Origin of the sequence: Desulforhopalus sp. (genome assembly GCA_030247675.1) — a bacterium.
Classification (GTDB): domain Bacteria; phylum Desulfobacterota; class Desulfobulbia; order Desulfobulbales; family Desulfocapsaceae; genus Desulforhopalus_A.
This window is the reverse complement of sequence record JAOTRX010000003.1, coordinates 158,418-172,658: the sequence shown is the minus strand read 5'-3', so window position 1 is coordinate 172,658 and position 14,241 is coordinate 158,418. Positions and strand designations below refer to the sequence as shown.

At 55.2% G+C, this 14,241-nt stretch carries 13 protein-coding genes; 9 read left to right on the top strand and 4 right to left on the bottom strand.

Translation table 11 applies throughout. The features are described from left to right. Positions 1–155: 155 nt before the first annotated feature. A complete protein-coding gene (locus tag OEL83_08015) occupies positions 156–3,335 on the bottom strand; it encodes a hypothetical protein (GenBank protein ID MDK9706981.1) in 3,180 nt (1,059 codons plus the stop codon). Positions 3,336–3,485: 150 nt separating this feature from the next. Here OEL83_08015 and metC point away from each other — a divergent pair, with 150 nt between their 5' ends. From metC to OEL83_07995, 4 genes are all read left to right on the top strand, one after another. After that, positions 3,486–4,646 carry a cystathionine beta-lyase gene (gene metC / locus OEL83_08010; protein ID MDK9706980.1) on the top strand — a complete coding sequence of 387 codons (1,161 nt, stop codon included), beginning with the start codon at positions 3,486–3,488 and terminating at the stop codon, positions 4,644–4,646. Between the two features lie 90 nt (positions 4,647–4,736). Further along, the gene (hgcA, locus tag OEL83_08005; protein MDK9706979.1) at positions 4,737–5,906 is read left to right on the top strand and encodes a mercury methylation corrinoid protein HgcA; all 1,170 of its coding nucleotides are present in this window, start codon (positions 4,737–4,739) and stop codon (positions 5,904–5,906) included. A gap of 15 nt (positions 5,907–5,921) precedes the next feature. Then, the gene (gene hgcB, locus OEL83_08000; GenBank protein ID MDK9706978.1) at positions 5,922–6,215 is read left to right on the top strand and encodes a mercury methylation ferredoxin HgcB; all 294 of its coding nucleotides are present in this window, start codon (positions 5,922–5,924) and stop codon (positions 6,213–6,215) included. A 26-nt stretch (positions 6,216–6,241) separates the two neighbouring features. After that, positions 6,242–6,748 carry a rhodanese-like domain-containing protein gene (locus OEL83_07995; GenBank protein MDK9706977.1) on the top strand — a complete coding sequence of 169 codons (507 nt, stop codon included), beginning with the start codon at positions 6,242–6,244 and terminating at the stop codon, positions 6,746–6,748. 117 nt (positions 6,749–6,865) lie between these two features. Here the strand turns inward: OEL83_07995 and OEL83_07990 are convergent, their stop codons facing one another. After that, positions 6,866–7,201, bottom strand: coding sequence for a hypothetical protein (locus tag OEL83_07990; GenBank protein ID MDK9706976.1), 336 nt, complete (start codon positions 7,199–7,201; stop codon positions 6,866–6,868). Positions 7,202–7,445: 244 nt separating this feature from the next. Here OEL83_07990 and tdh point away from each other — a divergent pair, with 244 nt between their 5' ends. The 3 genes from tdh to OEL83_07975 are packed head-to-tail and all read left to right on the top strand — an operon-like array spanning position 7,446 to position 10,611. Further along, positions 7,446–8,510: an L-threonine 3-dehydrogenase gene (gene tdh / locus OEL83_07985; protein ID MDK9706975.1), complete on the top strand. Its 1,065-nt coding sequence runs from the start codon at positions 7,446–7,448 to the stop codon at positions 8,508–8,510. Next, a complete protein-coding gene (locus OEL83_07980; protein ID MDK9706974.1) occupies positions 8,491–9,714 on the top strand; it encodes an aminotransferase class I/II-fold pyridoxal phosphate-dependent enzyme in 1,224 nt (407 codons plus the stop codon). The genes tdh and OEL83_07980 overlap by 20 nt, the downstream gene beginning before the upstream one ends. 30 nt (positions 9,715–9,744) lie before the next feature. Beyond that, complete coding sequence (locus OEL83_07975) at positions 9,745–10,611, top strand: pirin family protein (GenBank protein MDK9706973.1); 867 nt, start codon at positions 9,745–9,747, stop codon at positions 10,609–10,611. A 10-nt stretch (positions 10,612–10,621) separates the two neighbouring features. On the opposite strand, the gene OEL83_07970 is transcribed toward OEL83_07975, so the two are convergent. Continuing rightward, positions 10,622–10,921 carry a DUF6172 family protein gene (locus OEL83_07970; GenBank protein ID MDK9706972.1) on the bottom strand — a complete coding sequence of 100 codons (300 nt, stop codon included), beginning with the start codon at positions 10,919–10,921 and terminating at the stop codon, positions 10,622–10,624. Between the two features lie 242 nt (positions 10,922–11,163). Here OEL83_07970 and OEL83_07965 point away from each other — a divergent pair, with 242 nt between their 5' ends. Continuing rightward, complete coding sequence (locus tag OEL83_07965; protein ID MDK9706971.1) at positions 11,164–12,228, top strand: cache domain-containing protein; 1,065 nt, start codon at positions 11,164–11,166, stop codon at positions 12,226–12,228. Between the two features lie 28 nt (positions 12,229–12,256). Here OEL83_07965 and OEL83_07960 read toward each other — a convergent pair whose 3' ends face one another. Next, complete coding sequence (locus tag OEL83_07960; protein MDK9706970.1) at positions 12,257–12,439, bottom strand: hypothetical protein; 183 nt, start codon at positions 12,437–12,439, stop codon at positions 12,257–12,259. A 378-nt stretch (positions 12,440–12,817) separates the two neighbouring features. Here OEL83_07960 and OEL83_07955 point away from each other — a divergent pair, with 378 nt between their 5' ends. After that, positions 12,818–14,149 (top strand): diguanylate cyclase, encoded by a 1,332-nt coding sequence (locus OEL83_07955; GenBank protein MDK9706969.1) that lies wholly within the window; start codon positions 12,818–12,820, stop codon positions 14,147–14,149. Positions 14,150–14,241: the final 92 nt, after the last annotated feature.

Here is a 14,241-nt window from a genome sequence, read left to right as displayed (position 1 = left end):
CTCCTTCTTTGTTATGGATTCCCGTTTTATCGGCTTGCAATACATTACCTCTGACTGCCGATTACACTATGGCCGGACAAAAGGAAGTCAAGCACCTCGGACAAAGCTTTCCGGGCAGATAGGGATATTCCCTGATCGGCCAACGAATGGCCGGTTCAACCGGTCTGGCCACCCCATTTCTTTGAATTACCAAGCTTTTCCAGGTCATTCAAATACTCTTCCGAACGATCGAGATAGAAGGATAGGGCCTTGGAAAAATTCCGGCCGACCAGGCCATCGACAAAAACCTGGCTGATTTCCCGGTAGCGCTTTAATACCAGTTGCGAACGGTAAAAGATCAGCCATTCCTCCCTGGTCATCTGCTCCAGGATAATCCCCAGCGCCCGCCGGGCCCGCGGCTGGTACATCCAGAAATACATGAGATCGAGGGCATTGACGATGATCATCTTCTCCTGGTCGCGGGCCTCGTAATTGAGGGTCTCAATGATCATCTTCGGCGACTGCAGAATTTCCAGGACATCCTCTTCCGGGTACAGCAGCTCCATTCGGGCAAAGACGGCAAAGAGCTGGGAAATCTTCGCCTGGTAGGCGGCAAGCCGGGCCCGGATGTTGGTTTGGCGGTCGGCCATACCCTCAATGACCGCGGCGACACAGTCGGAGGCGAATTTGGAGATGATCGCCGCCCACTTTTGCAAGATCCCCGCCACATCGGGAATCCCGCAAAGATGCAGCACCAGGCCGACTGCCGAGTTGAGGATGACCGCCAGGGGAATGGCAAGGATAGAGCGGAAAAAGTTCCCTCTGGCCGCGGCCTTCGGCAGACCCCGGAAGATATTGTGGCTGCTGATATAGATACCGTTGGCAAGCCCCATGACCGCGTAGAGGAGGATGGGGTTGGTGGCGGTGGTAATGCCGCAGCCCCGGTCAAGGAGCAGGGTCTTAACCAGGTAATCAAGGAGTGGCACGGAAAAACCGGTATACAGCAGCGAATCGGAGATACGGCTCCAGCTGACCAGCGAGTTCCATGGCAGCAGCGGCGACCGGCTCAGTCCGCCGCCACCGAGCACCGATTGGATGATATTGCGCAGGCCGGTGATGCCGAACCAGATAAAGGCGCCCAGATAGGCCAGGACCCACCAGTCCTTAGTCAGACTGAAGGTCAGGAATGCCGGAATGAACCCGAGCAGGACCTTCAGGGTATTCTTAAGGTTGGTGTTCAGATAGGTCCAGGGATTCCTGATCTTTTCTTCGACCTGGGCGGTTCCACTCAAAAGCTTGTCAATATCGTCGTCATTACGGCTGATACCGCCGAGGGTGGCTACGTTGCCCGGCCGTCCCGGATGAACCACCAGGCCGTCGAGACTCCAATCGAACCATGGCATACCGGACTTGGTCTTGACCAGCCGCAACTTTTCCCAAAAACTCTTTTTTGCAAAGCTCTTTTCGGAAAAATTATGGCGCCGGCTGTGGCTGTGTTTCGTTAAAAAGGCACTGACCGGCAGGAGGAGCCGTTTATTCCTGGCAATCTCCTCGCGTACCCTCTTTCTGCTGGCGGGGGGGAGGGTGTCGAGCACCACCAGGCCCATGCCGTACTGGTCCTCGGACTGACCGGTAGACCCCGAGCCAATGCGCGAGCCGAGGTGGCGTTTTTTGTAGTAGTTTTGAAAGGTCTCAAGATCATAAAGAATGTCGATCAGATCCCCTTTCCTGTCAAGCATCCGCCCATATTCGTCGTAGAGCCGTTTCCTCTCCGGTCTGTCTTCGGGCAACAGATCCACGCACTTTTTCACCTGTATCTGCTGTTCTTCAAAATCCCAGATTATTGCCCGGATGGCCCTTTTCAGGGTGATGACGTTATCCTCATTGAGGGCCTGCTGCAAAGCGCTGATCAGGCTGTAGTGCTTTTCGGGACTCCTCAGATCAACCGCGTCGCCGGCGAAGGCACCGTGGACGTGACTGGCGGTCACCCCGTGGGCGGCGGTTTTGAGATTATAGGTCTCAATATGGCTGATCATCCCTTCGCAGGTATACAGCAGCTCCAGGGCGTCCTGAATGGACAGGTTGCTGAGGTTGAGGGTAAAACGCGAGCTGGAATGCAGGGAGAACAGTCGTGCCAGCAGGGACTTGGGGGTATTTTGCAGAAGGACGGGAAGGTCAATGCCGTCCTCGAGATGGGCCGGGTCATGCACCTCGGGATTACAAGACGGTTGAAGGATCTGGTCGATCAGTTTTTCTACGGTGTATTTCTTCAGGAGGACAAGACGCCCCTCCAGCAGGGTCTTCTTTTCGCCCTTGGCCCCGACCAGATCGTCCAGCAGGCCCGGCAGTTCCTTGGCTATCTCCCTGTCGAGGGCGTTGTGGATAAACCGGGCAAGGTGCAGCACCGAGGGCTGGCCGGCGCCGACGAAACGGAGAAAATCATGTAGTTGCAGGGGCTGAAGATCGAGCTGAAGCTCAAGATGGAGATTGTGCCGGTGCCGGTTATTGTACACCTCCAGGACATCAAAGACGTATTTTTGCTGGTACTGCGACACCTCGCGGCCCTCGTCGAGGAGTTTCATGACCGCCTCTTCCTCTAAAAATTTAAGAAACGATCTGTTGCCGGTAAAGCCGTGCGGTTCCCAGGTAAAACGGACATATTTGTCGTGGAAGCGGGCGGACATCTCAATGCCCACCTGCACCTTAATATCCAGAATTGCACTGGCCTCGATCAGCTCTTCAACCACCTCGGGACTGACATGGTTATAATACACCACGGTGAGATGACAGATCCCTTTGATCCAGGCATCCATGAGGAGGTGGGTGGGGGATTTGCGGCCTTTGGTATTGGCATCGTGAACATGGTCGTCGAAGGTGAACTGGTTGAACTCTTCGGGCATTTCCAGTAGATGGTATTTGGCCAGCTGCTTGCGCACCGTCCGGGGATTGCCGGTCGATACCATGCGGAAATCATGGGCGAGTTTCAACTGGCGCATCTGGTTGTCGCGGCTGCGCAGCAATTCCTTCATGATCTGCAGCAAGACCCTGGCAGTGTTCACCTGATGGAAGGTGGCCGAGGATAAAAAGACCTCGTCGCGCAGCGAGCGCAACGACTTGATGCGGTCAGCCGGCCTTCCTTCTTCGAAGGACCCGAGCAGGCCGGCAATGGCAAAGGCAATACGCAGGCCCCGCGCCGCCGCCATCTCCTTGATGCCGTTCGGGTGCATATGCTCGGCCAGGAGTGAGCGCAGGGTCTTCGAGCTTTCAGTTCTTGCAAGGACATCGTTGACAATACGCAACAGCTCGTAGTCGTTTTTGTCAAAGAAGAGGGAAGCTGGTTTGTCGCTGTTCGGCATGCGGGCTCAAGGGCTCAAGTTGCTGCAGATACTGCTGCAAAGATTACAGATATTAAGGGATTTTCTCCCTTATACCGTTTTTCTTATGGTACAGTCAACCAACAAGGGTTCTCCCGCTATCCGGACGGACAAAACTGCAAGGTGAAAGACATGAAAGACGCCACCCGAATCATCGCCACCAACTGGCAGGAACGAGACACCACCCCGGCGGCAACCATCAATCCGCCCAGCTATAAGGGCTCGACGGTGCTTTTCGACTGCTATGCAGATATGGCCAAAGCCGGCCGCCACGAGTATCAGGGGATCAGCTACGGCACCGACCGCCTGCCCACCCAGCGGCAGTTCGAGGAGGCGATGCGCCAACTTGAGGGCGGCGCGATGACCAGGGTCTTCCCCTCGGGCATCGCCGCTATCCAGACCGCCCTGATGGCCTTTACCGCAAGCGGCGACCATATCCTGATAGTCGACAATGCCTATGGCCCGGGCCAGCGCTTTTGCCGCAAGGTCCTGCATAAATACCGGGTGAGTTGTACCTTTGTGCCACCAAATGTCGGGGCGGAGATCGAAGACTTTATCCAGACGAACACCACCCTGATCTTCCTGGAGTCGCCCGGTTCCCTGACCTTCGAACTCCAGGACATCCCGGCGATCACCGCCGTCGCCCGCCGAAAAAATATCGTCACCATCCTCGACGCCACCTGGGCCACACCGCTGTATCTCAAGCCCTTTGAGCTGGGGATCGACGCCACCATCCACTCGGTGACCAAATATATCTGCGGCTACTCCGACGTGCTTGCTGGCACGGTGACCGTCGGCGAACGCCACGCCACGACCTTTGCCGATTTCTATAAACTGCTGGAGATCTACACCCCGGCCGAGGAATGCTATCTCGCCCTGCGCGGCCTGCAGTCTCTGGCCACAAGGCTAAGCCAGCACGAACAGTCGGCCCTCAGTCTTGCCAACTGGCTGCAGACCTTGCCGCAGGTGGATACGGTCCTCCATCCGGCCCTGACCAGTCATCCCGAACACCATATCTGGAAGCGGGATTTCCTTGGCGCCTCCGGCCTCTTCGCCTTTACCTTTAAAAAAGACTACAGTGAGGCGGAGCTCGCTGCCTTCATCGACTCGCTGGCTCTGTTCCGTCTTGGCTACAGCTGGGGCGGCTACCAGAGCCTGCTGACCGCCGCCAAAGTCGTGCGCTCTACCCCGTCGAGGTATGCTGGCACAACCATCATCCGCCTCAGTATCGGCCTGGAAGACTGCGACGACCTCCGCGAAGACCTTGCAAAAGGCCTGGCCATGCTTACATAAATGGGGATATGACCAGAGGGGCTGGGACACCGAGCAGCCCATCCCCTCTTTCTGACCCTTGCAATGACAATTATTCTTCCGGAGAACCGTGTGAGCACCCAGTTCCAACAACAGATACTCCCCTTGCGCCAGCTTTTGCCCCTGCACCAGACACCACCGGAAATCCCCGATGCACCCTGCTGAGGGCCAAAACCGCCGCCACGGTCCAGTGGCAATGAACGCGCCGGTTATGCCATCCTCCCCTTCGTCGAGGGTTTTATCGACACTCCGGCCGGTCCCGTGCCACGGGTTGCCGCCGCCCTTTCGCTGCGCGATGGTCTCGGCACCATAGGCGCCCGCACCGGCCTTACCCGCAACAACTATAAGATTACCCCCGGCCTCTACTGCCTGGGTGAACCGGATGACAAGTCGCCGGTGCTGGTTACCGCCAACTACAAGCTCAGTTTTGACGCCCTGCGCCGGGAACTCGGCGGGCTTGCCCTGTGGATCTTGGTCATCGACACCCGGGGTATCAATGTCTGGTGCGCCGCCGGTAAGGGCACCTTCTCCGCCGAGGAGATCGCCTATCAGGTGCAGCGAGCGCAACTCGACAAGGTCGTCAGCCATAGAGAACTGATCCTGCCCCAGCTCTCGGCCAACGGTGTTGCCGCCCATGATCTCAAACGGCTGTGCGGCTTCAGGGGCCGGTTCGGGCCGATATTGGCGGCCGATCTGCCGGAATTCCTCCGCCGGGGCGAGGCTAGCGAGGCGATGCGCACCGTCACCTTTACCCTGCGCGAACGGGCGGTCCTTATTCCTCTGGAAATCTGCCTGATCTGGAAACAGCTGGCGATCTCCGCGGTGGTATTTTTCTTACTGTCGGGAATATCGCCGGACATTTTCTCGTTTGATATGGCCCTTGGCCGCGGCGCTGTCCTGCTTATTGCCACCCTTGCGGCAATCCTTGCCGGGGCGGTGGCCACGCCGCTGCTCCTGCCGTGGCTGCCGTTTCGCCAGTTCTGGCTGAAGGGTGCGGTGGCCGGCGGACTGGCCGGAGCCGTGCTCCTTGCCGGCCTGCACGGGATACACGGCGGCGAGATGGCGGCAATCTTTCTCTGGGTCAGTGGTTGTTCGGCCTTTCTGGCGATGAATTTTACCGGTTCAACACCCTTCACCTCGCTGTCCGGGGTAGCAAAAGAGATGCGCCACGGCCTGGCCTTTCAAATCGGTTCGACGACCCTCGCCTTCCTGCTCTGGCTGGCCGGTCCGTTCGTGTCGTAATAATGGAGAGCTAATGTGAAAGGATTTAGATACTTAGACAACACCGCTATCCTCCGCTTGGCAGTCGACAAATGCATCGGCTGCGGTAATTGCCGGACCGTCTGCCCGCACCGCATCTTCCGGGTAGAAAACGGCAAGGCGGAGATTCTCGACGCTAACGCCTGCATGGAATGCGGCGCCTGCGCAAAAAACTGTCCAACCGCGGCAATCTATGTCAACCCCGATGACGGCTGCGGCTGCGCCGCCTATATCATCAACAACTGGATCGCCAGGCTCCGCGGCAAGGCCCCGTCCTCCTGCGGCTGTTGACACTTATCATTACCCGAGCAACGGCAATGAAACCATACCTTGCCCTGTGCCACATCTTGCCACTCGCCCTCTTGCTCATCGGTTTTTCCTGGGGTAAACCGACCTGGGAAGACATCTATGGCATCATCGCCCGGCAATACCCGGACGTCGTCAGCCTTGAGGTGGACCAATTGAAGGCCGCCATCGACAGGGGACAGCCTCCGGTTCTAATCGATGTCCGGGAAAAAGAGGAATTCGCGGTCAGCCATCTGGCCAAGGCGGTCAATATCACCAGGGTGGAGGATATTGCTTACCCAAAAGACACCCCCATCGTCGCCTACTGCTCGGTTGGTGTCCGTTCCGCCGCCTTTGCCAAAAAACTCGGCAAACTGGGGTTTACCAATGTCCGCAACCTGCGCGGTTCAATCTTCACCTGGGCCAACAAGGACTATCCGCTGTGGCGAGGAAACCTGCCGGTACACGCAGTACACCCCTATAACGAAAAATGGGGCACGCTCCTCAACCGGCAGTTCCACGCGTACCAGCCGGAATAAAGCTGAGTTAAGCACCTGGCCTGCTTGTACGAAACTCATGCCCTTGCGGTATAAAGCTGAGTTGAGCAGCTTGTCTGCTCAAACGAATCGTATGCCCTTGCGACAGGATTGGGATTATCAGGGATTTTCGTAGAAAATATACGATGTCGAGTAATCGCTGAACTCGAAGTAGACCTTTTTCTCACCGGGATCGACGGCGCCGTTGAGATTGGCGTCAAGGATACCGTAGCCAAAACGGTAAGGCCGTTCCAATTTGCCGGCTGAAGCCGTGGCAGTCGTCAGTTTATCGATCTTGATAAACTTTTTTACCAATTTATCACCGGCGTAGACCTCAAGGATGCCATCGGTTCCGGTCCAGTTCTGTACGGCGCGGCCGAACTTATTCTGGGTATCCTGGGTACATCCGCCAAGAAGTAGGAGGACGGCGGCGGTCAAAAGCAGCAGGGGTCTCATTTTTTCTTTTCTCCGTTAGCAATGGTGATTGGCCTTGCCGGCCGGCCTCTCCGCCACAAACGGCGGGGTGGAAATGCAAGGAGAAAATTAAAGCGCAATCCCCCTCCTGTCAATGCAACCAGCCAAATTACCCCGAGGTGGACCCTGCCCCCACGATCCAGGAAATCACCTACAAATTTCGCAAACCTTATGATAGCATTTTTCTACGGCATTTATTTCTCTATCATCTCTTCGGGAGCGGCAGATGCAAACGATGCAGGCGCTGGTCAAAGCAAGGAAGGAGGAGGGCCTCTGGCTGGAAGAGGTGCCGAGGCCAAGACCCGGCAGCAATGAGGTGGTGATTAAGGTTCTCCGCACCGCCATCTGCGGCACCGACGTCCATATCTTCAACTGGGACGCCTGGGCGCAGAAGACCATCCCGGTGCCGATGGCCATCGGCCATGAGTTCGTCGGCATAATCGACCAGGTCGGCGACAATGTCCACGACTGCAAACCGGGTGATCTGGTATCCGGCGAAGGGCATGTCGTCTGCGGCCACTGCCGCAATTGCCTGGCCGGTCGGCGCCACCTGTGCATGAAGACCAGCGGCGTCGGCGTCAACCGCCCTGGCGCCTTTGCCGAGTACCTGGCCATTCCGGTCACCAATGTCTGGTTTTGCGACCCGGCCATCCCCCTCGATGTCCTGGCCTGCTTCGACCCCCTCGGCAACGCCGTGCACACCGCCCTGTCCTTCGATATCCTCGGCGAAGACGTCCTCATCACCGGCGCCGGGCCGATCGGCTGCATGGCCGCGGCCATCGCCAAGCACGGCGGAGCGCGGCACGTGGTGGTCACCGATGTCAATCCCTACCGCCTGGCACTGGCTGCCCGGGTCGGGGCGACGCGCCTGGTCGATGCCGGCCGGGAAGATCTTGCCCTGGTGCAAAAGGAGCTGCACATGAAGGAGGGCTTTGACGTGGCCATGGAGATGTCCGGCAACCCCGCGGCCCTTACAGCCATTCTCGACAATATCTGCCACGGCGGCAAGATCGCCATGCTCGGCATCATGCCCGGGGCGACAAGCATCGACTGGAACACGGTGATCTTCAACGGCCTGACCATCAAGGGCATCTATGGCCGGGAGATGTACGAGACCTGGTACAAGATGACCTCGATGATCCAGACCGGCCTCGACATCACGCCGCTGATCACCCATCGCTTTCACTACACCGAGTTTGCCGAGGCCTTTGCGGTGATGCGCTCGGGCAAGTCCGGCAAGGTTATTCTCAATTGGGCAGAGAGGGAAGAGCATGACCGACAACCAGCTTGACAAGGCATTACAGGCGGAACTGGCAATATTGCAGGCGGACGGACGGGCCAAGCCACCGGAGCGGATCATCGCCGCCTATCACCCACCAGCAGGCGAGTTCGGGCCACGCTATTCCCTGCGGGGCGAGAAGGGGCGCTTTCTCCGCATGAATTCCAACTCCTACCTTTCCCTTTCCCACCACCCGCTGCTTATTGCCAGGGCTGACAACGCCACCCACGCCTGCGGCGTCGGCCCCGGGGCGGTGCGCTTCATCGACGGCACCTACAGCTATCATGTCGCCCTGGAAGAGCGTGTCGCCCGCTTTGTCGACAAGGCGGCGGCGAAGATCTTCAACTCGGCCTACACCGCCAACTGCGGCCTGGCTTTAACCCTTAGCAACAGGACCACCTATTGGATCGGCGACCAGCTCAACCACAACTCGATCATCCGGGCGATGCGCATCGCCGGGGTGCCCGGCAGCAACAAAAGTATCTACGAACACAACGATATGGCCGACCTGGAGCGCTGCCTCGACATGGTGCCGCCGGAGGCAACCAGGGTTGTGGTGATCTTTGACGGCATCTTCAGCATGCGCGGCGACTACGCCCCTATCAACGAAATCTGCGCCATCACCGATCGCTACTGCCATAAATTCCCGGACGGAGTCGTCACCGTTGTCGACGATTCCCACGGCATCGGCGCCTACGGGGCAACCGGCCGGGGGACCCCGGAATTCTGCGGCAGGACGCCGGCTATCATCATCGGCACCTTCGGCAAGGCCTTTGGGGTGAACGGCGGCTTTATCGCCGGCAGTGAGACACTTGCCGAGGCGGTGCGCCAGAAGGCCGACACCTATATCTACACCAATCCGCTGTCGGTGGCCGATTGCGCCGCGGCCACCGCGGCCCTTGATGTCTGCGACGGCGCCGAGGGACAGAAGCGGCTGGAAAACCTCCGGCAGCGCACCCAGCAATTTCGCGCGGGCCTGGAAAGACTTGGTTTTGAAAGCATCCCCGGCCCGCACCCGGTGGTGCCGATGCTAATCCGCAACACCTTGAGAACCCACGACCTGGTGAAGCGTCTGTTCGAGGCCGGCATCCTCGTCGTCGGCCTGACCTTTCCGGTGGTGCCAAGGGGCAACGAGACCATCCGCTTCCAGATCAATGCCGCCCATACCGAGGCCGACATCGCGATGGTGCTGGAGGTCCTCACCCAGAGAAGGTGAGAAACACAACTAAAACATGGAGAACAGAGCATGCGTACGATACGATCGATAAGCGGCACCACCACCAGTGTCCCCACCCTTGAAGGCGCGGGCGTCCACCTGCGAAGGGCCTTCGGTTTCCACAGCCCCCAGCTTACCGACCCTTTTCTCCTCCTTGACGACTTTCGCTCCGATGTCCCGAGCCACTATCTCAAAGGCTTTCCCTGGCATCCCCACCGCGGCATCGAGACCATCACCTATATGCTGAAGGGCGAGGCCGAGCACGGCGACAGCCTTGGTAATCGCGGAGTCATCGCCGGTGGCGACGTGCAGTGGATGACCGCCGGCGGCGGTATTATCCACCAGGAGATGCCCCGGGGCGACGCCAACGGGGCGATGCACGGCTTTCAGCTGTGGCTGAATCTCCCGGCCAGCGAAAAGATGTGCCCGCCCCGCTACCGCGGTATCACCGCCGGGGAGATTCCCGAGGTGCAGCTACCATCGGGGGCAAGGATCAAGATCATCTGCGGCCGGGTCGGCGACACCCGCGGACCGGTCACCGATATCAGCACCGACCCCGAGTATCTCGACATCACCCTGCCCGCCGGCGGTAGCATCAACCATCCAACCCGCCCTGGCTATACCGCCATGGCCTACGTCATCGACGGCTTTGGCCGCTTCGCCCCGGATGCGGCAAGCGAGTGCGGCAACACCACCCTGGTCACCTTCTCCGACGGCGAGGAAATCGTCGTCACTGCCGGCAACCACGGTCTGCGCTTCCTCTTTATCGCCGGTAAACCCCTGCGCGAGCCCATCGCCTGGCAGGGACCAATCGTCATGAATACCGCGGAAGAACTCCTGCAGGCCTTCCAGGAATACCGCAACGGCACCTTTCTCAAGGCCTCTGCCGGCGGCTAATCTTAGCAGATCAAGGAGTCTCCTTGGGCTTTTTTGTTCTATGCCCAGGTTTGGCGAGAATCTCCAGATAAAAAGAGTCTAACTGCAGCTCCACGATCTTATCAATTGACTTGGTGATTTCAGACAGATGGATCTCCTTTGCCTCCTCCTCTGTCTGACCAAATCTGCAGTCGAAATCCCAAAAGTCCACTCCTTCCGGCAGTTTCTTGTTCCGCTCTCTCTTTATATATTTTTTGATATCATGCCGAACTGCCTCGACAAGTCTGTCTTTTCTGATTTTTGGGTCGGTTAATGTGAAGGTTTTTTTCATTTTGATCCTTAATAGAAGTGGGTGGTCGGTGCCCAAAAGAGCCACCTCGACCGGCTTGGCTTATACCGCAAGGGCATACCTTTCATTTGTGCAGGTAAGCCGCTCGACGCGCCTTTTTAAATTATCATTTCCCCTTTTTTCAGATACCATTACTACACTACAATCCGATTTGCAGCAGGTACTATCCCCTCCCCTTGGGCGAATTGGGGGCCTGTTGTGATCAATACCAAGAGTGTGATGCAATGATTCAAGTGGAAAAAGACAAGATTCGAACGCTTTTTTATTTCGGCTCGGTATCATCGATTTTATTGATTGCCATTACCCTAGGCCTTGTTTTTACAGAAAGTTTAAACAAAGAGTACCAAATCAAGGTTGAGCAACTCTCCACCGGAATCATTAATGAAAAAAAGCGCTTTCTGAGTGACGCGGTAAACCGGACGATCTTTCTCATCGACTCCGAGAGAAAGCTTGCTCAAAGTGCTCATGAGTCCAGCACCCTCTCTCAACAACAAATTGACGAGATAGCCATACAGCGCATCAGCACCCACATTCGCAACTTACGCCTCATTGACGATGGCTATATTTGGGTCAACCGTATTGTCGATTATCAGGGAGGCGACAAATACGCCATCAGACAAATCCATCCCAACATGCCGGAAACGGAAGGGTCCTGGCTTTCCACCAAGACCACCGATATCAAGGGAAATCATCCCTATGAGACCGAATTAAATGGGATAAAGAGCAAAGGGGAACTGTATTTCGACTATTATTTCAAGAAGCTCGGTTCCGATACAATCGCCCACAAGATGACGTTTGCCAAACTCTATGAGCCTTTCAACTGGGTTGTGGCCACTGGTGTGTACCTTGATGACATTGACCAGCTGGTGGCAGCTGAAAGCAGCAAGATGCGCACAACCTTCAAAAGGCAAATCATTATTACAAGTATCGTTGTTGGCATTGCCTTGCTGCTCTCTGTTGCCATCCTGGTAACTTTTGAGAAACTGATCCGTAAAATGATTCAATCCCATGAACAAAAGATTGAAACATATACCCGAAGTTTAATTGAAGAGAACCGGAAAACCGAAGAAGCCCTTGCAAACGTCAGACAACTCAAGGGAATGCTGCCGATCTGTGCCAACTGCAAGAAAATCCGTGACGATAAAGGCTATTGGAACCAGGTTGAAGTCTATATACAGGAACATTCCGATGCGTCATTCAGCCACGGCATCTGCCCGGAATGCGTCAAGGTTTTATATGGGAAAGAAGAATGGTACCTCGATGCCGAAAAGGATCAAGAGCACCGGTGAACCTTCACATTCCTGGTGTCGCTGCGCCTCATTGGTCGGACCTCAACCTGTCGAGTTGGACCACCAGATCAGCCAGGTAGTTCTCGGTAGTCATCAGCAGTAGCCTAGCACTGTAATTATCCGGATTTTTATCAAGATTATCCTGAGATTCCGCCAAAATGATCTTGATCCTCTCTATCTGTTCCCTCAGGAATTCTTCTTGGCTTGTCATAAATACTTCCCTCTGCTCCATTTCGCAAAAAAAGGCCAAGGCCTCGGACCTTTATGGCTGATTGACGGTTACCATTCGATTGGCAATGAAAAACCTGCCTTCAGATGTAGGTTGCCTGCCATGTCATCAAATGCCGGAAGAAATATTGAAAAATGCCTCCGGCTCCCTCGTTATTTGCTGCGGATTTGATGTATCATACCCAAACAGGCGAACAAAATACACAAGGTATTAGGCCCCCGGGAAAAGTCATCCGGCGCCGGACGATTCCTCAATACCAACCGCCCGAAAGTTCATTTCCACTTTAAAGCTGAGTTGAGCAGCCTGTCTGCTCAAACGAAACGTATGCCCTTGTAGTATAAAAAGCGGAGCAAAAATTCTATGCAAAGCAAATCAATCATGGTTGTTGATGATTCATCAACCATCAGGAAAATCATCCAACGGGAACTATCCGGCGCAGATTATGAAGTCATTCTGGCAAAAAATGGCAAGGAAGCCCTGACGATGCTTGACTGGGTGGACCCGCTTCCGGATCTCCTGTCACTCGATATCGATATGCCGCATATGAATGGCCTTGAACTCTGCGCAAAAATCCGGGCAGGTGCCAATTCAGATGATGAAAAAAAGAAACGCATAGCCGCATTACCGATAATCTTCGTTTCCGCAAATGACAATATAGAAAACAGAGAAAAAGGTTACGAACTTGAAGTTATTGATTTCATCAGCAAACCATTTATTCCCGGCAAGATGTTAAGCACCGTCAATAACATCCTCAATGCCGCCGAACAGTTTACCGGCATGTCGGCACTGATCGTCGAGGACTCGCCATTTATCAGCCGCATTGTCCGCAACATTCTCTCCAGACATGGCTTAAAAAACATCTTCGAGGTTTCCGATGGTGCACAAGCGCTGGAATTGGTCAAAAAAGAGAAATTCGCCATTGACCTCATCATCACCGATTACATCATGCCGGGAATAAGCGGCGTAGAATTATGCAGGACCCTGAGGAGCATTGAGGCCTTTGAGCAGGTTCCAATATTTTTTATCAGTTCCATTACCGAGAAGAAAGTCATCCTCAACATTTTCAAGGCTGGGGCCAGTGATTACCTGCCAAAACCCTTTATTGAAGAAGAGCTCCGGTCGCGGATAGTAACCCACCTCAGAAACCGTAAGTACACTAAAGAATTAGAACTTCTTAACCTGAAATTTCAATATCAAGCTGAGCATGATGCCCTGACCGGCGTGTACAATAGAGGCTTTTTTCAATCGCAGCTTGCCACCCGCTTCGCCCATTGCCAATATTCCGGTGAACATCTTGGCTGTATCCTCATCGACCTTGATTATTTCAAGAAAGTTAATGACAAATACGGTCATGCTTATGGTGATTTGGTTCTTAAAGAGTTTTCGAAAATCTTAATGAACACCGAAAGGACCTCCGATGTTGTCGCAAGATATGGAGGGGAGGAATTCGTTATACTGCTTCAGGGTTGCGATTTGAAAGACAGCACATTCATTGCCGAAAAATTACGGAGTTCCGCTGAGAGCCTCATTTACAACGATGGAACCACCGAACTCCAGGTAACGGTAAGTATCGGGGTATCTTCTCTGCAAGATAACAAACCGGTCAATGCTGATAAACTCGTTTCAATGGCTGATACTGCTCTCTACAAAGCGAAAGAAACCGGCAGAAACAGGGTCGAAGTGTTCAAGTAACTGCTCGATACGAACATCACGTAACAGGGGGAAGATTGACGGCATTTCACGATATTCGCATGAAATACTCCAAACCTTGACATCATTACACT

Excerpts from the sequence above, each read along its gene's own strand:
- OEL83_07955 (MDK9706969.1), top strand. The coding sequence starts at position 12,818 with ATGCAAAGCAAATCAATCATGGTTGTTGATGATTCATCAACCATCAGG.
- tdh (MDK9706975.1), top strand. The coding sequence starts at position 7,446 with ATGCAAACGATGCAGGCGCTGGTCAAAGCAAGGAAGGAGGAGGGCCTC.
- OEL83_07980 (MDK9706974.1), top strand. The coding sequence starts at position 8,491 with ATGACCGACAACCAGCTTGACAAGGCATTACAGGCGGAACTGGCAATA.
- OEL83_07960 (MDK9706970.1), bottom strand. The coding sequence starts at position 12,439 with ATGACAAGCCAAGAAGAATTCCTGAGGGAACAGATAGAGAGGATCAAG.
- metC (MDK9706980.1), top strand. The coding sequence starts at position 3,486 with ATGAAAGACGCCACCCGAATCATCGCCACCAACTGGCAGGAACGAGAC.
- OEL83_07995 (MDK9706977.1), top strand. The coding sequence starts at position 6,242 with ATGAAACCATACCTTGCCCTGTGCCACATCTTGCCACTCGCCCTCTTG.
- OEL83_07990 (MDK9706976.1), bottom strand. The coding sequence starts at position 7,201 with ATGAGACCCCTGCTGCTTTTGACCGCCGCCGTCCTCCTACTTCTTGGC.
- OEL83_07970 (MDK9706972.1), bottom strand. The coding sequence starts at position 10,921 with ATGAAAAAAACCTTCACATTAACCGACCCAAAAATCAGAAAAGACAGA.
- OEL83_08015 (MDK9706981.1), bottom strand. The coding sequence starts at position 3,335 with ATGCCGAACAGCGACAAACCAGCTTCCCTCTTCTTTGACAAAAACGAC.
- OEL83_07975 (MDK9706973.1), top strand. The coding sequence starts at position 9,745 with ATGCGTACGATACGATCGATAAGCGGCACCACCACCAGTGTCCCCACC.
- OEL83_07965 (MDK9706971.1), top strand. The coding sequence starts at position 11,164 with ATGATTCAAGTGGAAAAAGACAAGATTCGAACGCTTTTTTATTTCGGC.